Source organism: Thermohalobaculum sp. (assembly GCF_058622915.1).
The window spans coordinates 1-19,917 of record NZ_JBZSYN010000165.1 but is presented as its reverse complement, the minus strand read 5'-3'; the positions used below and the strand labels follow the sequence as shown (position 1 = coordinate 19,917).

Genomic DNA, 19,917 nt, shown 5'->3' with positions numbered 1-19,917 from the left:
GCGGCATCCGGGGGCCCGATGGACAGCACGCCCATCCTGAGCGTGGAGAACCTTGCCAAGCATTATGGCGGCCTGGTCGCCGTCGACGGCGCAAGCTTCGAGGTGCGGCGGCGCTCGATCACCGGGCTGATCGGGCCGAACGGCGCGGGCAAGACCACCACTTTCGACATCATCGCCGGGGCGCAGAAGCCGACCGCGGGAAAGATCCTGTTCGAGGGGCGCGACGTCACCGGGCTGCCCACGCATGCGCTGTTCCATCTGGGCATCGTGCGCAGCTTCCAGATCCCGCGCGAATACGGCCGGCTGACCGTACTGGAGAACCTGATGGTGGCGCCCGCCGACCAGCCGGGCGAGTCCGTGTGGGCCACCTGGTTCACGCCGGGGCGGGTCACCGAGCGCGAGTGGGACGTGCTGGAGCGGGCCGAGGAGGCGCTGGAGTTCCTCGGGCTGATGCACCTGCGCGACCAGCTGGCGCGCAACCTCTCGGGCGGGCAGAAGAAGCTGCTCGAGCTGGGCCGGGCGATGATGGCCGACCCCAAGCTGGTGCTGCTCGACGAGCCCGGCGCCGGGGTCAACCCGACGCTGATGAACAAGATCGTCGAGATGATCCGGGCGCTCAATGCCGAGCGCGGCTACACCTTCTGCATCATCGAGCACGACATGGACCTGATGGCGCGGCTGTGCGACCCGGTCATCGTCATGGCCGAGGGCCGCGTGCTGACCCAGGGCCGCTTCGAGGAGGTGGCCGACGACCCGCGCGTGATCGACGCCTATTTCGGGGGCGAAGTGGCATGAGCCGGGTGCTGGAGCTCGAGCAGGTCAACGCCGGCTACGGCGAGACCGAGATCCTGCACGGCATCAGCCTGCACGTGGACGAGGGCGAGATCGTCGTCGTCATCGGCCCGAACGGGGCGGGCAAGTCCACGGCCATGAAGGCGGTGTTCGGGCTGCTCAACATCACCGAGGGCGCCGTGCGGCTGTCGGGCCGCGACATCACCAACATGCCGCCGCAGCAGGTGGTGCGCCACGGCGTCGCCTATGTGCCGCAGGTCGGCAACGTCTTCGTCTCGCTGAGCGTGCAGGAGAACCTGGAGATGGGGGCCTACGTCTCGGACGCCGACCCGTGCCCGCGCATCGAGGAGATCTTCCAGCTGTTCCCGCCCCTGCGCGCCAAGCGGCGCCAGCCGGCGGGCGCGCTGTCGGGCGGGCAGCGGCAGATGGTGGCCATGGGCCGGGCGCTGATGCTGCACCCCAAGATCCTGCTGCTCGACGAGCCGACCGCCGGGCTCAGCCCCAAGTTCCGCGGCGACATCTTCGAGATGATCCGGCGCATCAACGACGCCGGCGCCACCATCCTGATGGTCGAGCAGAACGCCAAGCAGGCGCTGGCCATCGCCGCGCGCGGCTATGTGCTGGTGGACGGCGAGAGCCGCTACAGCGGTACCGGCCGCGAGCTGAGCGAGGATCAGGACGTGGCGCGCATGTTCCTGGGCACCACGGCTAGCGGCTCGGGCGGGCGGGCGGCATGACCGAGTTCGTCAACTTCTACCTGATCCCCGGCATCGTGCTGGGCTGCATCTACGCGCTGGGCGCCATCGGCCTGTCGATGACCTTCGCCATCCTGCGCTTCGCCAATTTCGCGCACGGGGCGACGCTGACGCTGGGCGTCTACTTCACCCTGAGCCTGGTGCACCTGACCGGCGCGCATCCGCTGGTGGTGGCGCCCGTGGCCATGGCGCTGACGGCGGCGGTGTCGCTGGGCGTGGACGAGGTGTTCTACAAGCCGTTCCGCCGCAGCCCGACGATCATGCTGGTGATCGCCTCCTTCGGCATGATGCTGATGATCCGCTCGGCGGTGCAGTTCTTCTGGGGCGTGCAGCTGCACGCGATGATCCCGCTCGTGTTGACCCACTGGACGGTCGGGCCGATGCGGATTCTGCCCAAGCACGTCATGATCGTCGTCGCCACCGTGGTGCTGGTCACCGCCATGCATCTGCTGCTGACCAGGACCAGGATCGGCAAGGCGATGCGCGCCACCTCGGACAGCGCCGAGCTGGCCTCGCTCACGGGCATCGACACCGAGGCCGTGGTGCGCATGACCTGGATCGTCAGCGCCTCGCTGGCCACGGCGGCTGGCATCTTCCTGGCGATCGACACCCAGGTCGAGACCATGATGGGCTTCAGGATCCTGCTGCCGATGTTCGCGGCGGCGATCCTGGGCGGCGTCGGCCGGCCCTATGGCGCCATCGCCGGCGGGCTGGTGATCGGCATTGCCGAGGAAATCTCGGCCTATCCCTGGATCGGCACCACGCCGCTCTTGTCGCCCGGCTACAAGGCCGGCGTGGCCTTCGCCATCATGGTGGTCATGCTGGTCGTGCGCCCGCAGGGCATCTTCAAGGGCAAGGTGCTGTGATGGAACAGTACTACGGCTACTTCATCTACCTGATCAGCCTCGCGACCATGGGCGGCATCTACTCGGTGATGGCGCTGGGGCTGAACGTGCAGTGGGGCTACACCGGCCTGTTCAACGCCGGCATCGCCGGGTTCTTCGCGGTCGGCGCCTACACCCAGGCGATCCTGACCACGCCGGACTACGACACGCATCTGGGCGGATACGACTGGCCGATCCCGGCGGCGATGCTGATGGCGATGGTGCTCTCGGCCATCGTCGCCTACGGGGTGGCGAAGATCTGCATCCGGCTGCGCTCGGACTATCTGGCCATCGCCACCATCGGCATCGCCGAGATCATCCGCCTCGTGATGAAGAACGAGATCTGGGCGACCAACGGGCCGCGCGGGGTGAGCAACATCCCCAAGGCGTTCGAGCACCTGCCCGAGCCCTATGACAAGCTGGCCTTCCTGGCCATGGTGCTGCTGATCGTCGCCCTGGCCTACCTGGCGCTGGAGCGCGCGCACAGGGCACCCTGGGGCCGTGTGATGACGGCGATCCGCGAGAACGAGGTCGCGGCCGCGGCGGCGGGCAAGAACGTCGAGCGCTTCCGGCTCGAGGGCTTCGTCATCGGCTCGGCGCTGATGGGGCTGGGCGGCGCCATCGTGGCCCAGTACCTGCGCCAGATCGACCCGCAGGTCAGCGACCCGCTGACCGCGACCTTCCTGGTCTGGGTGATGCTGATCGCGGGCGGCTCGGGCAACAACCGCGGCGCCATCCTCGGCGCCATGCTGCTGTGGGTGGTCTGGTCGGCCACCGAGATCCTGACCATCCAGCTGCCGCCCGAGTTCGCGCTCAAGGCGCCCTATGTGCGGATTTTCTTGATAGGCCTGATCCTGCAAATCATCCTGCAGTGGCGTCCGGAGGGGATTCTGCCGGAGGTCCGGCCAAAACCGCATCCACGAGTCCGGGGCCAGCGTGCCCCGGTAACACAGACGGAGAGCACAGGGAGTTGAAAATGATGAAACGCCTGACAACAGCAGCGGCGCTGGCCGCTTTGATCGCCACCCCTGCGGCGGCGCAGAACATCAAGGTCGGCTCGGTCGCCGGCGTGACCGGCCCGATCGCCGAGCTGGTGGCGCCGATCGTCGCGGGGCGCAACCTGGCCGCGAGCCAGGTGAACGCGCAGGGCGGGCTGCTCAAGGGCCAGAAGATGGTGATGATCCTGGCCGACAGCCAGTGCGACCCGAAGGCGGCCGTGGACGCCGGCAACAAGGTGGTCAATGTCGAGCAGGTGGTCTCGATCGTCGGAGCCTCGTGCTCGGGCGCGACCATCGGCATGGTGCAGGCGGTGACGATCCCCGCGGGCGTGGTCTCGATCTCGGACTCCGCCACGGCGCCCAAGATCACGCATCTCGACGACCACGACCTGGTCTTCCGCGTCGCCGCCTCGGACGCCTATCAGGGCGCGGCGCTGGCCAAGGTCGCCTGGAAGCAGGGCTTCCGCAAGCTGGCGGTGACCTACTCCAACGACGACTACAACGCCGGCATCGCCAAGGTTTTCGTCGAGGAGTTCAAGAAGATGGGCGGCACGATCACCGCCGACCAGGTGCACGAGCCGAACAAGGCCTCCTACCGCTCGGAGGTGGCGACGCTGTCGCAGGGCAAGCCGCAGGCGCTGGCGCTGTTCGCCTATTACGGCGGCTCGGGCATCACCATCATCCGCAACGCGCTGGAGACCGGAGCCTTCCACAAGTTCTTCGGCGCCGACGGCATGTATGACAAGTCGGTGATCAACCAGATCGGCGCCAAGAACCTGGCGGGCAACATCTGGCTGACCGCGGCCGCCGCCGACCCCAAGAACAAGAGCTACCCGGCGTTTGCCAACGCCTACAAGAAGGCGACCAAGTTCGACCCGGCCGCGCCCTATGCGACCCAGGGCTACGACGCCACCTTCCTGACGGCGCTGGCCATCGAGAAGGCCGGCTCGCCCGACCGCTCGAAGATCTCGGCGGCGCTGCGCGCGGTCGCCAACCCGCCGGGCGTGGTGATCCGGCCCGGCGAGTGGGCCAAGGCGAAGAAGCTGATCGATGCAGGCACCGCCATCAACTACGAGGGCGCCTCGGGCTCGGTCGACTTCGACAAGAACGGCGACGTGCCGGGCTTCTATTCGGTCAGCACGGTGGGCAAGGACGGCAAGTTCCACCTGACCTACATCCGCTGAGCGGCCCGCGGGGCGCCCCTGGCGGGCGCCCTGCCCCACCGGGCCCGGCCGCGCCATCAGCCCGGCCACCGGCCACCCCCTCGGGCTTGACCCGGGGCCCCGACCCCGGTTCCGTTGAGGCTGCGAGCGCCCGACCCGGTCGCCGGGGCGGCGAGTCCGTGCAGGAAAAGCGACAGGCAAGACGGCAGGCAAGATGACCACCCCCATCCGGCTCGGCGTCGATATCGGCGGCACCTTCACCGACGTGGTGCTGGAGGCCGGCGAGCGGCTTTGCTCGGTCAAGCTGCTGACCACCCATGCGGCGCCGGACGAGGCGGTGATCGAGGGCGTCGGCCGGGTCTGCGCCCGCGCCGGGGTGGCGCCGGAGGCGGTCGGCATGGTGATCCACGGCACGACGCTGGCCACCAACGCGCTGATCGAGCGCAAGGGGGCGCGGACCGCGCTGGTCACGACGCGGGGATTTCGCGACGTGATCGAGATGCGCACCGAGAGCCGGTTCGAGCAATACGACCTGAACCTGACGCTTCCCGAGCCGCTGATCGCGCGCAACCACCGGCTGGTGCTGGACGAGCGGATCGCCGCCTCGGGCCGGGTGCTAAAGCCTCTCGACCGGGCGGAGGTCGAGGCGCTGGCCGCGACGCTGGGGCGGCGCGGCTATGCCAGCGTCGCCGTCGGCCTGATCCATGCCTACGCCAACGACGCGCACGAGCGGCTGGTGCGCGAGGTGCTGGCCCAGCGGCTGCCCGGCGTCGATGTCTCGCTCTCCTCGGAAGTCTCGCCGCAGATGCGCGAGTACGAGCGGTTCTCGACCGTCTGCGCCAACGCCTATGTCAAGCCGATGATGCGCGCCTATCTGCGCCGGCTGGAGGCGCGGCTGAGCGACATCGGCGTCGGCGCGCCGGTCTTCCTGATGCATTCGGGCGGCGGTATCGTCTCGCTCGAGACGGCCGCCGAGTTCCCGGTGCGGCTGGTCGAATCCGGCCCCGCCGGCGGCGCCATCTTCGCCGCCGACCTCGCCCGGCGGCACAGGCTCGACCGCGTGCTCTCCTTCGACATGGGCGGCACCACGGCGAAGATCTGCCTGATCCGCGACCAGGCGCCGAAGACCGCGCGCGTGTTCGAGGTGGCGCGCAGCTACCGCTTCAAGAAGGGCTCGGGCATCCCGATCTCGATCCCGGTGATCGACATGGTGGAGATCGGCGCGGGCGGCGGGTCGCTGGCGCATGTGGACGCCATGCGCCAGATCCGGGTCGGGCCCGAGAGCGCCGGCTCCGAGCCCGGGCCCGCCTCCTACGGGCGCGGCGGCACGCGGCCCGCGGTGACCGACGCCGACGTGGCGCTGGGCCGGATCGACCCGGCAGGCTTCGCCGGCGGCTCGATTGCGCTTTCGCAGCAGGCCGCGGCCGAGGCGATCCGGCGCGAGGTAGCCGAGCCCCTTGGGCTCGACGATACCACCGCCGCCTTCGGCATCGCCGAGATGGTGGACGAGAACATGGCCAACGCCGCACGCGTGCACGCGGTGGAGAACGGCGAGGACCTCGCCGGCTACACGGTGATCGCCTTCGGCGGCGCGGCGCCGCTGCACGCGGGGCGGCTGTGCCACAAGCTCGGCATCGAGCGCTTCCTGGTGCCGCCCGGCGCCGGCGTCGGCTCGGCGATCGGCTTTCTGCGCGCGCCGTTCAGCTTCGAGACCACCCGCAGCCAGCGCATGACGCTGTCGGGCTTCAGCCCAACGGCGGCGGCACGCGCCCTGGCCGAGCTGCGCGAGGAGGCGGCGGCCTTCGTGCGCTCGTGCGGCACCGGGGCCGAGATCGCCTTCGAGAGCCGCGCCTACATGCGCTATGTCGGCCAGGGCTGGGAAATCCGGGTGGACCTGGCGCCCGAGGACGCGACCGCGCCCACCGCCGCGCGCTGCCTGGCGCTGTTCGAGGCGGCCTACCGCACGCTGTTCGGCCGCATCGTCGACGGGGTCGAGGTCGAGGTCACCAGCTGGGCGGTGAAGGCGGGCACGCCGGCGCCCATGACCGCACCCGTCGCGCCGCCGGGCCCCACCGCCGAGATCGAGCCCGCGGCGCAGCGCGACCTGTTCGAGCCGGCCTCGGGCCTGACGGTCGCGGCGGGGCTGGCCGCGCGCGAGAGCCTCGTCGCCGGCAACCGCCTCGCCGGCCCGGCGCTGATCACCGAGGCCGAGACCACCGTGGTGGTGCCCGAGGGCTTCGCCGCCACGGTGCGCGCCGACGGCAGCATCGAGGTCGCCCGCGAGACTGCACACAGGGAGGCTGGGCCATGACGCTTTCCCCCGTCGCCATGCAGGTGATGTGGAACCGGCTGATCTCGGTGGTCGAGGAGCAGGCCCGGGCGCTGATCCGCACCGCGTTCTCGACCTCGGTGCGCGAGGCCGGCGACCTCTCGGCCGGGGTCTACGACCTTGAGGGCCGGATGCTGGCGCAGGCGGTGACCGGCACGCCCGGCCACGTCAACTCGATGGCCGAGTCGGTGGGGCATTTCATGCGCGAGATCGGCACCGCGGACATGCGCGAGGGCGACGTCCACATCACCAACGACCCGTGGAAGGGCACCGGCCACCTGCACGACATCACCGTGGTGACGCCCTCGTTCCACCGCGGGCGCCATGTGGGCTACTTCGCCTGCACGGCGCATGTGGTCGACATCGGCGGGCGCGGCTTCGGCGCCGATGCCGGCTCGGTCTACGAGGAGGGCCTGCGCATCCCGATCATGCATTTCGCCCGCCAGGGCGCGGTCAACCGCGACCTGATCGCCATGGTGCGCGCCAATGTGCGCGAGCCCGACCAGGTCGCCGGCGACATCTACGCGCTGGCCGCGTGCAACGAGACCGGGCACCGGCGGCTGGTGGACATGCTCGACGAGTTCCGGCTCGACGGCCTCGAGGACGTCGCCGCCTTCATCCTCGAGCACAGCCGGCGCGCCACGCTCGAGCGCATCGCCGCCCTGCCCCGCGGCCTCGCGATCAACGAGATGACGGTGGACGGCTACGCCACGCCGATCCGGCTGGCGGTCACGCTCGACATCCGCGCCGACCGCATCGTCGCCGACTTTGCCGGAACCTCGCCGATCGACCCCAAGGGCATCAACGTGCCGCTGGTCTACACGCGCGCCTATGCCTGCTATGGCCTGAAATGCGCCATCGCGCCGGAGATCCCGAACAACGCCGCCTCGCTGGCGCCCTTCGAGGTCACCGCGCCCCAGGGCTGCATCCTCAACGCCACCGACCCCGCGCCGGTGGCGCTGAGGCATGTCATCGGCCACATGATCCCCGACACGGTGCTGGGCGCGTTGCACAAGGTGCTGCCCGGCACGGTGCCGGCCGAGGGCGCCGGCGCGCTGTGCAACTTCCACCTCAGCTTCCGCCCCCGGCGCGACGGCAACGCGCCGGCCGATGCGCGCCGCGCCGAGGTGCTGATGTTCAACTGCGGCGGCTCGGGCGCGCGGCCAGGTCTCGACGGCATGAACGCCACCGCCTTCCCCTCGGGCGTCATGACCATGCCGGTGGAGGCGACCGAGCACACCGGCCCCATCGTCATCTGGCGCAAGGAGCTGAGGCCCGACTCGGGCGGGGCCGGGCGCCAGCGCGGCGGGCTCGGCCAGTTCATGGAGATCGGCGCGCTGGAGGGCCACGAGTTCACCTTCTCGGCCATGTTCGACCGCATGCGGAACCCCGCGCGCGGGCGCGAGGGCGGGGCCACCGGCGGCGCCACCCGCTTCGAGCTCGACGACGGCACGCCGATGCGCGCCAAGGGCTGGCAGGAGGTGCCGGCGGGCCACCGGGTCAAGCTGGCGCTTCCCGGCGGCGCCGGCTATGGCCCGCCTGCCGAGCGCGACCGCGACAGGCTCGGGCGCGACGTGGCGCTCGGCTACGTCTCGCGCGAGGCGGCCGTGCGCGACTACGGCGCCGCGCCCGAAGACCTGCCGGAGGAGGACTGAGCGCATGGGCCTCGCCCCGATCTCGGAGCGGCCGGCACGGGGCGCCTATGACGTGGTGATCGTCGGCGGCGCCATGGTCGGCTCGGCCATCGCCTGGTTCCTGGCCTCGGACCCCGGCTTCGACGGCCATGTGCTGGTGGTCGAGCGCGACCCGGCGCTGACGCACGCGTCGTCCGCGCTGTCGGCCAGCTGCATTCGCCACCAGTTCTCCAACGCGGTGAACGTGCGCATGTCGATGTTCGGCACCGAGTATGTGCGCAGCTTTCGCGAACGGCTGGGCGGCGACCCCGAGATCCCCGACATCACGCTCAAGGAAATCGGCTACCTGTTCCTCGCCACCGAGGCGGGCGTGCCGGTGCTGCGCGCCAATCGCGAGGTGCAGGCGGCCTGCGGCGCGGCGACCGTGCTTCTGACGCCCGACGAGATCGCCCGGCGCTTCCCCTTCTACAACCTTGAGGGCATCGCGCTGGGCAGCTTCAACGGGCACGGCGAGGGCTGGTTCGACGGCCTGACCATGCTGCAGTGGTGGCGCCGCAAGGCGCGCGAGCGCGGCGTCGAGTACCTGCACGGCGAGGTCGCGGGCATCGCGCGGCGCGGCGGGCGGGTCGAGAGCGTGACGCTGGGCTCGGGCGAGACGGTGGCCTGCGGCACGCTGGTCAACGCCGCCGGGCCGGGGGCCGGGCGGGTGGCACGGCTCGCCGGCATCGCCCTGCCGGTCGAGCCGAGGAAGCGCTGCCTGTTCGTGTTCGACTGCCGCGCCGAGCTGGGCCAGCCGCTGCCCTTGACCATCGACCCCTCGGGCGTGCATTGCCGCTCGGAGGGCGAGTTCTACCTCGCCGGAACCGTGCCGCAAGACGACGGCCCGGTGGATCCGGGCGACTTCGAGGTCGCCTATGACGAGTTCGAGGAGGAAATCTGGCCCGTGATGGCTGCGCGCGTGCCGGCCTTCGAGGCGATCAAGCTGGTGCGCGGCTGGGCCGGACACTACGACTATAACGCGCTCGACCAGAACGGGGTGATCGGCCCGCATCCGGAGGTCGGCAACTTTTTGTTCGCCAACGGCTTCTCGGGTCACGGCCTGCAACAGTCGCCGGCAACGGGGCGCGCCATCGCCGAGCTGGTCGTGCATGGCGGCTACCGAAGCCTCGACCTGAGCGAGCTCGGCTATGCCCGCATCGCCCAGGGGCGGCCGTTCCTGGAGAAGGCGATTATCTAGGGACACACAGGGCAAAATCCGATAGTCGTTGTTTACCAATGCGTTAGCGATGTGGGCACGCGTGCCCACCCGGCGCGGGGCCGGGGCAACCCCTCGCCCGGCTTGTCTCCCGCGCCCGGCTCTGCTGAAGTCGCGGTGCAGGAACGGGAGGAGCGCCCATGACCCGCGAAGAACGCATGCTGCGCGAGGCGATCGTCGCCGCCTGCCGCGAGATGAACGCCACGGGGCTGAACCAGGGCACCTCGGGCAACGTCTCGGCGCGGCTCGGCGAGCGGCTGCTGATCACGCCCTCGGGCGTGGCCTATGACACGCTCGGGCCCGAGATGATCGCCGCCATGCCGCTCGCGGGCGAGGACGGCGCCTGGGAGGGACCGCTCAGGCCCTCGAGCGAGTGGCGCTTCCACCTCGACCTCGCCCGTGCCCGGCCCCGGACCGGCGCCATCGTGCACGCCCACGCGCCGCACGCCACGGCACTGGCCATCGCGCGCAAGCCGATCCCGCCGGTGCACTACATGATCGCGGCCTTCGGCGGCGCGGATATCCGCTGCGCCGACTACGCCACCTTCGGCACCGAGGCGCTGTCGCGTGCGGTGCTCGCCGCCATGCAGGACCGCAACGGCTGCCTGATGGCCAACCACGGCATGCTGGTGGCCGGGCCGACGCTGGCGCTGACCATGTGGCTGGCGGTGGAGCTCGAGGCGCTGGCGCGCCAGTACGTCACCGCGCTAACAGTGGGCGGGCCGGTGCTGCTGAGCGAGGCCGAGATCGCCGAGGCACAGCGCGCCTTCGCCGATTACGGCCTGCGCGAGACGCCGCGGCCCGAGGGCACCGCGAAACCCCGGCGCCGATCCCGCGCACGCGGCTGAGACCGACCCGGCCGCCCGAGGCCGCGCCAGCCGGCCGAATCCGGCTTGACCGTGCGTGCCAGCCCACCTAGTTTCGCCGCCGCGCGGGCCCGTAGCTCAGCTGGTAGAGCAACTGACTTTTAATCAGTGGGTCGACGGTTCGAGTCCGTCCGGGCCTACCAATAAAACCAGAGGCTTATGTGGAGGCGCCGGAGCGCGGCGAGCTGTTCGACGGCTCGATCTCCGATACGCTCACACAGGCAGCGGCGGTCATTGGCTAAGGGCGCCGGGGTCGACCGACCGCGGTGCCAGCCTGCCTGCGCGCCCTAGACGAACGGGAGTGCGCGCACCCGCGCTACGCGCGGGCCATCGGGCGTCGCCACCTCGAGGGCAGTGCCCGGTTCCCAGTAAGCGCGCTCGATCATCGCGATCGCGACATTCGTCCCCAGGTCCGGAGACCACGCAGCCGACGTCACCTGGCCGGCGCTGGCGCCGCCCGCGGCCGCCGCCCATGGCTCGCGGCAGTAGGGCAGCGGCTCGCCGCGGATGGCGAGGCCGCGGATCTGGCGCGCCGGTCCTTCGGACGCCACGCGGAGCAGCGCATCGCGGCCTACGCAGCCCACCGCAGCGAAGGTCGAGCAGAACTTTCCCAGTCCGCATTCGTGCGGCGTGTTCTCCCGGGTCATGTCGTTGCCATAGGACAGAAGGCCGGCCTCGATGCGCTCGATCAGGTTGGGGCCGCCGGCACGCACCAGAAGGTCCTGCCCCTTGGCGAACAGGGCATCCCACAGCGGCTCGGCGAGCTGCTGGCCCTCCAGGTAGATCTCGAATCCGTCCTGCCTGGAGTATCCGGACCGCGAGACGATCAGCGGCTGGCCTTCGAACTCCAGGGTCGCGAAGCGGAAGAAGCGGATCCCGCGCACCGTCTCGCCGAAGACCCGGGCCACCAGTTCCTCCGCCTTCGGGCCCTGCACCGCGAGCGGCGAGACGTCGGCCTCCTCGACCGAGACATCGAGTCGACGGCCCCAGGCGATGCCCTTGATCCAGAGCAGCAAGTCCGAGTCGGCGATGGAGACCCGCCACCGGTCCTCGGCCAGCTTCAGGGTGACCGGATCGTTCAGCATCCCGCCGGTCTCGTCGACCATCGGCGTATAGAGGCAGCGTCCCGGCGCCACGTCGCTCAGGTCGCGCGGCGTCAGCATCTGCACGAGACGCGCCGAGTCGGGGCCGCGCAGCTCGATCTGGCGCTCGCAGGAGACGTCCCACACTTGCACATGGCGCTTGAGGTGATGGTAATCCGCCTCGAGGGTCTCGAAGACGGTCGGCAGCAGCATGTGGTTGTAGACGGTGTAGCCCTTGACGACATGCGCCTCGACGCGGGCGGTGAAGGGCGTGCGCCGGGTCCGGCGCGAGATCGACAGGACGGGTGCGGCGGTCATTTCGCGGGCCCTCTCAACCCGGCCGGTCGATCTGGCAGATATCGGCGCTGCGGGGCAGTGCCAGTCTAACGGTCGCGCAGGCGCAGACACAACATGACGTCATTCACGCTATGGCGACCGCGCGCCGTCGTCGTGCAGACACGCCGGCCGTGGCGCCGCCAATGGGCCGGCGACAGGGCGGGTGCCGCCTCCCGGTCGGGGCGCGCGCGGCTGCATCGCCAGACCGGCGGCTTCGCCCTCGTCGTCCACCGCGCGACGGGGCGTCTTGCCGCCGATCGAGGCGAATGCCCCGTCGGGATGCCAGCGGCCCGAAGGCGGCCGGCGCCGGAGCCAGGGCCCTTGCGCCGACCCGACAACCGGAGGCGGCCCGGCGACGCAACGCCGGCGCAGGCCGGCGGCATCCGCCAAGTCTGGTCAAGCGATCGCGGATCAGCTAGGACATGCCCCGCCTCGCGCGGGGGGCAACAAGCATTAGGGCGGAATGATCGACCATCAGGAACACGACGCTGCCAAGGCGGGCTCGGACCGGAACTTCGGCTTCGTCTTTGCCGGAGTCTTTCTGATCGCGGGTCTGTGGCCGCTTGTCCACGCCGCGGCACCGCGGTTGTGGGCGCTCGGACTTGCCGTCCTGTTTGCCGGCGTCAGCTTGGCCCGGCCGGCTCTCCTGAGGCCGCTGAACCTTCTGTGGTTCCGGTTCGGCCTGCTGCTGGGGCGGATCGTCGCTCCGGTGGTGATGGGCGTTCTGTTTTTCGTCGCCGTGACTCCGGTCGCGCTGATTTTCCGGCTGCAGAAGAAGGACCCACTGCATTGCCGCCGCGACCCCGCTGTCCGGTCCTACTGGGTGGAGCGGGACGATACCGTCGGCAGCTCGATGCGAAATCAGTTCTAGACGAGGATCCGAAGCATGTCGTTCATTGTTGAGCTTTGGCAATTCCTGCGCGTTCGCAAGAAGTTCTGGCTGCTTCCGATCCTCATCATGATGGCGCTGCTGGGCGGACTTCTCGTGCTGACGCAGGGCTCGGCGGTGGCACCGTTCATCTACACCCTGTTTTGATGACGACGATTCTCGGTATCTCCGCGTTCTACCACGACAGCGCAGCGGCCCTGGTGCGTGAGGGAGAGGTCGTGGCGGCCGCGCAGGAGGAGCGTTTCACCCGCAAGAAGCACGATGCCGGCTATCCGGCGCATGCCATCGACTATGTCCTGGCACAGGCCGGTGTAAAGCTTTCGGACGTGGATTACGTGGCCTTCTACGAAAAGCCGTTCGTGAAGTTCGAGCGGCTTTTGGAAACCTACGTGGCTTGTGCCCCGCGCGGGTTCGGCTCGTTCCGAATCGCGATGCCGGTCTGGCTCAAGGAGAAGCTGTTCCAGAAGTCGCTGCTGGCGAAGAAGCTGCGCGCCCACGATGGCGGATTCCCCGACCCGGGCAGGCTGCTCTTTGCCGAGCACCACTTCAGCCACGCCGCCAGCGCGTTCTATCCCTCGCCGTTCGAGGAGGCGGTCGTGCTGACGCTCGACGGCGTCGGCGAGTGGGCCACCGGCTCGGTCGCGATCGGCCGCGGCCGCGAGCTGAAATTGATCAAGGAGATGCGCTTCCCGCACTCTCTGGGCCTGCTCTACTCGGCCTTCACCTATTACCTGGGCTTCAAGGTGAACAGCGGCGAGTACAAGGTGATGGGGCTGGCACCCTACGGCGAGCCCCGCTTCAAGGATCTCATTCTCGACCGGCTCGTCGACCTGAAGGACGACGGCTCCTTCCGGCTCGATCAGGCCTACTTCAACTACTGCACCGGCCTGACCATGACCAACGACCGCTTCGCCGCGCTGTTCGGCGAGCCGGTGCGCGACCCCGAGAGCGGAAGCCTGACCCCGTTCCACATGGACGTGGCGGCCTCCGTCCAGGCGGTGACCGAAGAGATCGTGCTGCGCATGGTCCGGACGCTCGCGGCCGAACATTCCATGCCCAATCTGTGCCTGGCCGGCGGCGTCGCGCTGAACTGCGTCGCCAACGGCAAGCTCGCGCGGGATGGCAAGTTCCGCAACATCTGGGTGCAGCCGGCGGCGGGCGACGCCGGCGGGGCCGTCGGCGCCGCCCTGGCGACCTGGCACGAGCAGCTGGGCAAGGATCGCCAGCTGCCGCCCGGGCATGACGGGATGAAGGGCGCCTATCTCGGGCCCGCCTACTCTCAGGCCGAGATCGAGTCCGAGCTGGCGCGGGCCGGAGCGCACTTCGAGGTGCTCGACGAGGACGCCATGATCGCCGCGACCGCGCGGGCGCTCGCCGACGGCAAGGCGGTCGGCTGGTTCCAGGGCCGCATGGAGTTCGGCCCGCGCGCGCTCGGTGCCCGGTCGATACTGGCCGATCCCCGATCGGACACCATGCAGCGCACCCTGAACCTGAAGGTCAAATACCGCGAGAGCTTCCGCCCCTTCGCCCCGTCCGTGCTGCGCGAAGAGGTCGCCGAGTGGTTCGAGTTCGACGGGGACAGCCCCTACATGCTGATGGTGGCCGCGGTTCTGGACAAGCACCGTCGATCCATGACGCCCGAGCAGCAGCAGCTCTTCGGCATCGACAAGCTCAACGTGCCGCGCTCGACCATCCCGGCGGTGACGCATGTGGACTACTCCGCCCGCCTGCAAACGGTTCACGCGGAGACCAACCCGCGTTACCACGCGCTGATCTGCGCGTTCCGCGATCTGACCGGCTGCCCGGTGGTGGTGAACACCTCCTTCAACGTGCGCGGCGAGCCGATCGTCTGCACGCCCACGGATGCCTTCCGCTGCTTCATGGGCACCGACATCGACTGGCTTGCCGTCGGCAATGCGGTGCTGCGCAAGGACAGCCAGGACCCCTCCCTGCGCGAGGACTACACCAGCAAGTACGAGCTCGACTGACGCCGGACCGGGCCGTTCGGCGGCGGCGAGCCCGCGGTTGGCTCAGGGCTGCGCCAGCAGGCCCGAGAGCTTCGGCGAGTGCGAAATGTAGCCGGCCACGGCCTCGGCCACCACGTGGTGCCCATATGGCGTGAGGTGCACGTCGGACGGGAAATGGGTCAGCTGCTTGCCGCTCGCCGCGTCGAAGGCGGGCACGGTGTCGAGGCATTGCAGACCGCGCTCGCGGCATAGCTCGGCGAACACCTTGCGCTGCACCCGCGAGAGCTCCCGAACCGCCTTGCCGTTATTAGGGTTATCGAACCGCACGCTCTTGGCATAGGCCGTATAGGCGGAGGGGATATAGATGAACAGCGGCACGAAGCCGCGCTTCCTGGCCAGATCGACGATCCACCCGATCGGCTCGCCCCACAGCTGGAGAATTCGTTTCGGGGTCACCTTCCCGTCCCGCACCAGCCGTGCGTGCCGCAACTCGTCGACGTCGGTGTTGTTGACGTTCAGCGCGACCCTGTGTCCGCCGACCTCGACGTTGTAGGAGAAATTGGGGTTGAACAGGCGCTTCATGAGCGTGCGCACGCTGCCCCAAACGAAGGTGACGAGATAGCTTTCGCTGAGCACGCTCGAGCGCACGAGGTGCAGGATGACCTTCCGGTCGCGCCTGCCGGCAGCCCCCTTGGCTCTGGCCTTGCGGGCGGCGTCGAACTGCATGGCATCGCGCAGGTCGTTTCCCTCGTAAATTCCCACCACTGCGATGCGCGTGGTCGGCGGCGCCTCGAGCCGCAGGGCTTCGTAATACTGGTCGAGGCCCTTGCCCGGCATGCCGAGGTTCACGGCCGGCGCGTGAAGCAGGGCGGATAGCTGATAGATCCACGAATCCTTCATGCGCACCGCGGTGCAATAGGTGAACGAGTCGCCGACACCGACCAAGGTGGCGGGGATCTGCTTCGGCGGCTTGGGATTGCAAAAGCCGTCGGTCCGGTAAGCCGTGCTTAGAGCGCCGTATTTCACGTCCACGGGATCGACGAGCTTTTGCATCGTGTCCCGGGGCAGCACGATGTCCGGCCCGCCCTTCGAGGATCTGAGAACCTTGACCGGCGCACCGACGGTGACCCCGCGCGCCTTCAGGATCTCGGTCCGGGCTTCGAACTTCGGCGCCTGCGCGACGACCCCTATCGGGATCGATCGGTAGGCGACGCGCAGCACGCCCTCGAACACGCCCAGCGAGACGACCAGCGACACCGCCAGCAGTAGCAGGTTCTTCAGCTTGTCCATGCTCCCGGTCGGCTCCTCTGGCCCGCTGCCGGTCGGATTGCGGCCAGCGAGAGCCGCTATATCGGGGGAGCGAGGACGACCAGCGCCTGTCCGCGCCTGCGAAGAAAGCCGCAAGCCCCTCGCCCGTCGGCCCCGAACAGACTCTTAGTCAGTCGCTCGCCCGGCTGCAATGCCGCGGGATCGATTGCGCAACCCCGCCTCGCCGGGACCAGGCTCAGCGGCGGACTTCGAGCTCGGGCGAGCCGGCGCGCCTTGGACCCGGCCGACGCGACGCCTGGGTCTCGCGCCGGTTGCCTTATGAACCGGCGCCTTGCGTGCCGGCTGCGCTCACTTCCAGATGCCGGTTATGACGGATGCGTTTCGGTCGTTGTCTTGCAGGTGTCCCAGGCCGAACTGATCCTCGACCAGGCGAAGCAGGCTGTAGTGGTTGTACGTCTTCTTGGAGACGGCGCCGGGTTTGACCGAATCTCCGAAGAGAACCGTCAAGATCCGGTTGGACGAGGACCGCGGGCCCTCGTCGAAGGTCACGACCAGCAAAAGCCCGGCGGTGAACCTGGGGTCCTGCAGCAGCGGACCGAAGGTCTTCGACAGCCAGCGATCGGCGAAGGACACGCTGGTGTCATGGCCGTCGTTCCTGCGGTTCGGGATGTACAGCGAATAATCGGGCAGCGTTCCGGCCCGAATGTCTCGCGCCAATTGCGTTGCCGGAACGATATGCGCGCAGCGACCGGGCCGCGTCTGCACGTCCTTGAAGCTCAGCAACGGAACGTGCTTGCGCACATAGCCCCCCTTCCACGCCCCGAGAAAGCAGTCGCCCGGATAGTCTTCCGCGTAGACCTTCCACGCCAGCCCCTTGCCTTCGAGAAGGTCGCCGACCTGCCGGGCGTCGATCGTGACCTTTCCATCGCCCGTCACGCCGTGCGTCGAGCCCGATACAAGTGCGATGTAATTGGGTTGGGAGGGGTGTGTCTCTGCATAGAAACTGGACAGCAGCGCCCCGCGATGCGCCAGCGAGGCGAGGAATGGCTGCTTGATGGCAGCCTCGTAGCCGGTGTTCTCCAGCACGATGGTAAGCACCTTCCTGAACAGCGGCTTGCTGCCGGAAGCCGAGCCCGCCTGCGAGTCAGAACCGGCCGCCGCCGGGGCGGCATCGGATCGCTGGGGAGCGATGCTGATGGCCGCTGCGACCAGCCCCGCAAGCATCATCGTCGCCATCAACGTCTTGCGCATGCGGTGGACCTCCGATCGTGGCGCCAGTTCGAATGGCGGGGGATGTCTTCGGTGTCGATCGAGTGCGCCCCGGCGACGGGGCAGACCGGGCACCGGTGCGCCGGCGAAGCTCCGCCGGCGAACGGCACCGGACTCAGGCCCTTTGCGTTGCATCTGTCGCGTCACCAGCGTTGCGCGCCGAGGGATTGCGGGGGACCCGGATCGGGCCCCTGAGGGATCGGCCGAGGGATCGGCACAAGCATCGACCGAGTCAGCCGCTCGACCCTAGAAACAACCTGCCCTCCAGTCCAGACATGGGCGGAAATCTCGTTCCGGCTATCGCTCCACCGGCGACACTGAGGTCGAGACTCAGCGGCGGCATACTATGTAGGAGGGCATGACACCGGAGGTTGAGCCATGAGCCAGGACTACAGGGCACATCCCAACGTTCCGAGCATCACCCAGACTGACAGGCTCGTTCCCGTCAATCTGCGCCAGACCGGACCGACCCCGGTACAGATGCTGATCTCGACCAGAGTGCGGAAATCACCCTTCTGGCACCTGTCCGTCGAAGCGGGGTGCTGGCGTGCGACCGTCTACAACCGGATGTATCATCCGCGCGGCTATGTCCGCCCCGAGCACGGGGGCACGATGGCCGAATACGATGCGCTGGTAAATCGGGTGACGCTGTGGAACGTCGCCGTGGAGCGGCAGATCCGGGTCAGCGGCCCCGACGCGGAGAGCTTCGTCAACTTTGTGATCACGCGCGACGCCGCAAAGATAGAGCCGATGCACGGGAAATACGTGATCCTGTGCAATGAGAAGGGCGGCATCCTGAACGATCCGGTGCTGCTGCGGCTGGGCGAGAACGAATTCTGGTTTTCGATTTCCGACTCCGACCTCCTGCTCTGGCTCGAGGGCGTCAACCTGGGGAACAGGTTCCAGGTCGACATCTCCGAGATCGATGTCGCGCCGCTTCAGGTGCAAGGCCCCCTCTCGGAGGATGTCATGGCCGACCTTGTCGGCCCCGCGGTCCGCGACCTCTCGTACTATGGTCTGATGGAGGCGGAGATCGGCGGATGCCCGGTCATCGTCAGCCAGACCGGATTTTCCGGAGAGAAGGGATACGAGGTCTTCGTACGCGACGCGACCCTCAATGCCGAGGCCGTGTGATATGCGATCCGTGGTCACGGCGCCCGGTACGGGCTTCGCGTGACCGCGCCCGCGCATCATCGCCGCATCGCGGCCGGCATCCTCTCGTGGGGCCAGGACATGGATGTCGAGACATCGCCCTTCCAGGTCAACCTCGCCTACCAGGTCCCGCGGCACAAGCAGGTCGACTACATCGGCAGGGCGGCGCTCGAGGCGCAGCGCGCCGAGATCGACGCCGGCGCCTACCCTTTCAAGCTCAAGCTCGTCGGCCTGCGCATGGGCGGCCTTCCGATCACGGATTATGCGTCGGATTTCTGGCTGATCGCGACGCCTGACATGAGGCGCGTGGGCTACGTCACGTCGCCCTGGTGGTCCCCGGAGCTCGAGACCAATATCGCGCTCGGTCATGTGCCGTGGGAGCACGCGAGCATCGGCACCGAGCTCAAGGTCGAGTTGCCCGAGGCCTATACCGAGATATCGGGGCAGGCCGTTGATGCGCAGGTCTGCGAGGTGCCCTTCGTCCCCTCGGTTAACCCCAGTGCGCGCGAGCGCGCCAAGGCTGCCGGTCGCGATTGGGCCGAGTGAGCGAAGGGACAGCTCGCCACCACCACCTTTCGACCGATCCGCCGGCTCGTATCCCGATGCCGCGCGATGCAAGGTCTGGCGACCGTTTCAAGGGCTCCGGCGACCGCTTCCAACGACGAGGTCGGGCGCCTTGGTCGGAGCCAGCCGGTCGATGTGCGCCGTTGCCGGGCTATGTTTACGACAGAAAGCCGAGAGAACGGACGGCGCGTGCCGGCTCATGCGCCGGAAAAGCGAAGCGTGCATGACGGAGATTGCTGAAAGAATCGTATCGACGATGCGCCATCCGGTTCTGGGTCTTGATCTGGGCCTGAACGTGACGCTCGTCAATCCTGCCTTTTGCAAGCTGTTTCAGGTCTCCGGCGAGGAATGCGTTGGACGCAAGCTCGCCGCACTCGGCAATGGGCAGTGGAACATTCCCGAGCTGCTGGACCTATTGGGCGAAGTGCGTGACGCCCGCACCAGGATCACGGATTTCCGCATCGAGCACGATTTCGAGCGGATCGGCCGGCGCGTCATGCTGCTGAATGCCGGCCACCTGGAGAACAGTCGGCGGGAAGTGCTCCTGGCGATCGAGGACGTGACCGAGCGCGAGCGCTATCTCTTCGAACTCGAGGCAAAGAAGGAGTTCGCCGAGAAGGTGGTCGACGCCTCGCGCGATGCCTTGCTGATCCTCGGCTGGGACCTGCGGGTGCGCTCGGCCAACCAGACCTTCTACCGGACCTTCCAGGTCG

At 68.7% G+C, this 19,917-nt stretch carries 18 protein-coding genes and 1 tRNA gene; 16 read left to right on the top strand and 3 right to left on the bottom strand.

Annotation, left to right across the window (positions count from 1 at the left end):
• Window positions 1-18 precede the first annotated feature (18 nt).
• From AC32QD_RS12740 to AC32QD_RS12695, 10 genes are all read left to right on the top strand, one after another.
• Window positions 19-795 carry an ABC transporter ATP-binding protein gene (locus AC32QD_RS12740; protein ID WP_492010883.1) on the top strand — a complete coding sequence of 259 codons (777 nt, stop codon included), beginning with the start codon at window positions 19-21 and terminating at the stop codon, window positions 793-795.
• Complete coding sequence (locus AC32QD_RS12735) at window positions 792-1,529, top strand: ABC transporter ATP-binding protein (protein ID WP_492010882.1); 738 nt, start codon at window positions 792-794, stop codon at window positions 1,527-1,529. Before AC32QD_RS12740 ends, AC32QD_RS12735 begins: the two co-directional genes overlap by 4 nt.
• Window positions 1,526-2,413 (top strand): branched-chain amino acid ABC transporter permease, encoded by an 888-nt coding sequence (locus AC32QD_RS12730; RefSeq protein WP_492010881.1) that lies wholly within the window; start codon window positions 1,526-1,528, stop codon window positions 2,411-2,413. Before AC32QD_RS12735 ends, AC32QD_RS12730 begins: the two co-directional genes overlap by 4 nt.
• Window positions 2,413-3,405 carry a branched-chain amino acid ABC transporter permease gene (locus AC32QD_RS12725; protein ID WP_492010880.1) on the top strand — a complete coding sequence of 331 codons (993 nt, stop codon included), beginning with the start codon at window positions 2,413-2,415 and terminating at the stop codon, window positions 3,403-3,405. Before AC32QD_RS12730 ends, AC32QD_RS12725 begins: the two co-directional genes overlap by 1 nt.
• 2 nt (window positions 3,406-3,407) lie before the next feature.
• The gene (locus tag AC32QD_RS12720; RefSeq protein WP_492010879.1) at window positions 3,408-4,613 is read left to right on the top strand and encodes an ABC transporter substrate-binding protein; all 1,206 of its coding nucleotides are present in this window, start codon (window positions 3,408-3,410) and stop codon (window positions 4,611-4,613) included.
• A gap of 193 nt (window positions 4,614-4,806) precedes the next feature.
• A complete protein-coding gene (locus AC32QD_RS12715) occupies window positions 4,807-6,903 on the top strand; it encodes a hydantoinase/oxoprolinase family protein (protein WP_492010878.1) in 2,097 nt (698 codons plus the stop codon).
• Window positions 6,900-8,576: a hydantoinase B/oxoprolinase family protein gene (locus tag AC32QD_RS12710; RefSeq protein WP_492010877.1), complete on the top strand. Its 1,677-nt coding sequence runs from the start codon at window positions 6,900-6,902 to the stop codon at window positions 8,574-8,576. Before AC32QD_RS12715 ends, AC32QD_RS12710 begins: the two co-directional genes overlap by 4 nt.
• 4 nt (window positions 8,577-8,580) lie before the next feature.
• Window positions 8,581-9,792 carry an NAD(P)/FAD-dependent oxidoreductase gene (locus AC32QD_RS12705; RefSeq protein WP_492010876.1) on the top strand — a complete coding sequence of 404 codons (1,212 nt, stop codon included), beginning with the start codon at window positions 8,581-8,583 and terminating at the stop codon, window positions 9,790-9,792.
• A 158-nt stretch (window positions 9,793-9,950) separates the two neighbouring features.
• Complete coding sequence (locus AC32QD_RS12700; RefSeq protein WP_492010875.1) at window positions 9,951-10,658, top strand: class II aldolase/adducin family protein; 708 nt, start codon at window positions 9,951-9,953, stop codon at window positions 10,656-10,658.
• Between the two features lie 85 nt (window positions 10,659-10,743).
• A tRNA-Lys gene (locus AC32QD_RS12695) sits at window positions 10,744-10,819 on the top strand.
• 144 nt (window positions 10,820-10,963) lie between these two features.
• On the opposite strand, the gene AC32QD_RS12690 is transcribed toward AC32QD_RS12695, so the two are convergent.
• Complete coding sequence (locus AC32QD_RS12690; protein WP_492010874.1) at window positions 10,964-12,076, bottom strand: dimethylsulfoniopropionate demethylase; 1,113 nt, start codon at window positions 12,074-12,076, stop codon at window positions 10,964-10,966.
• Between the two features lie 481 nt (window positions 12,077-12,557).
• On the opposite strand from AC32QD_RS12690, the gene AC32QD_RS12685 reads away from it, so the two are divergent.
• From AC32QD_RS12685 to AC32QD_RS12675, 3 genes are read left to right on the top strand one after another with little or no spacing between them, the layout of a single operon-like run.
• On the top strand, window positions 12,558-12,965 hold the full coding sequence (locus tag AC32QD_RS12685) for an SxtJ family membrane protein (RefSeq protein WP_492010873.1): 408 nt from the start codon (window positions 12,558-12,560) through the stop codon (window positions 12,963-12,965).
• A gap of 15 nt (window positions 12,966-12,980) precedes the next feature.
• Complete coding sequence (locus AC32QD_RS12680; protein ID WP_492010872.1) at window positions 12,981-13,130, top strand: DUF5989 family protein; 150 nt, start codon at window positions 12,981-12,983, stop codon at window positions 13,128-13,130.
• Window positions 13,130-14,971, top strand: a complete 1,842-nt coding sequence (locus AC32QD_RS12675; RefSeq protein ID WP_492010871.1) for a carbamoyltransferase family protein — start codon at window positions 13,130-13,132, stop codon at window positions 14,969-14,971. Before AC32QD_RS12680 ends, AC32QD_RS12675 begins: the two co-directional genes overlap by 1 nt.
• Window positions 14,972-15,013: 42 nt before the next feature.
• Here the strand turns inward: AC32QD_RS12675 and AC32QD_RS12670 are convergent, their stop codons facing one another.
• Together AC32QD_RS12670 and AC32QD_RS12665 are read right to left on the bottom strand one after the other, a co-directional pair.
• Window positions 15,014-16,240, bottom strand: a complete 1,227-nt coding sequence (locus AC32QD_RS12670; RefSeq protein WP_492010870.1) for an SGNH/GDSL hydrolase family protein — start codon at window positions 16,238-16,240, stop codon at window positions 15,014-15,016.
• Between the two features lie 327 nt (window positions 16,241-16,567).
• Window positions 16,568-17,470 carry an alkaline phosphatase family protein gene (locus AC32QD_RS12665; RefSeq protein ID WP_492010869.1) on the bottom strand — a complete coding sequence of 301 codons (903 nt, stop codon included), beginning with the start codon at window positions 17,468-17,470 and terminating at the stop codon, window positions 16,568-16,570.
• A gap of 396 nt (window positions 17,471-17,866) precedes the next feature.
• Here AC32QD_RS12665 and AC32QD_RS12660 point away from each other — a divergent pair, with 396 nt between their 5' ends.
• The 3 genes from AC32QD_RS12660 to AC32QD_RS12650 form a co-directional block, all read left to right on the top strand.
• Window positions 17,867-18,622 carry an aminomethyltransferase family protein gene (locus AC32QD_RS12660; protein WP_492010868.1) on the top strand — a complete coding sequence of 252 codons (756 nt, stop codon included), beginning with the start codon at window positions 17,867-17,869 and terminating at the stop codon, window positions 18,620-18,622.
• Window positions 18,623-18,661: 39 nt separating this feature from the next.
• Complete coding sequence (locus tag AC32QD_RS12655) at window positions 18,662-19,186, top strand: glycine cleavage T C-terminal barrel domain-containing protein (RefSeq protein ID WP_492010867.1); 525 nt, start codon at window positions 18,662-18,664, stop codon at window positions 19,184-19,186.
• A 241-nt stretch (window positions 19,187-19,427) separates the two neighbouring features.
• A partial coding sequence (locus AC32QD_RS12650) for a PAS domain-containing protein (protein WP_492010866.1) occupies window positions 19,428-19,917 on the top strand: 490 nt, incomplete at its 3' end.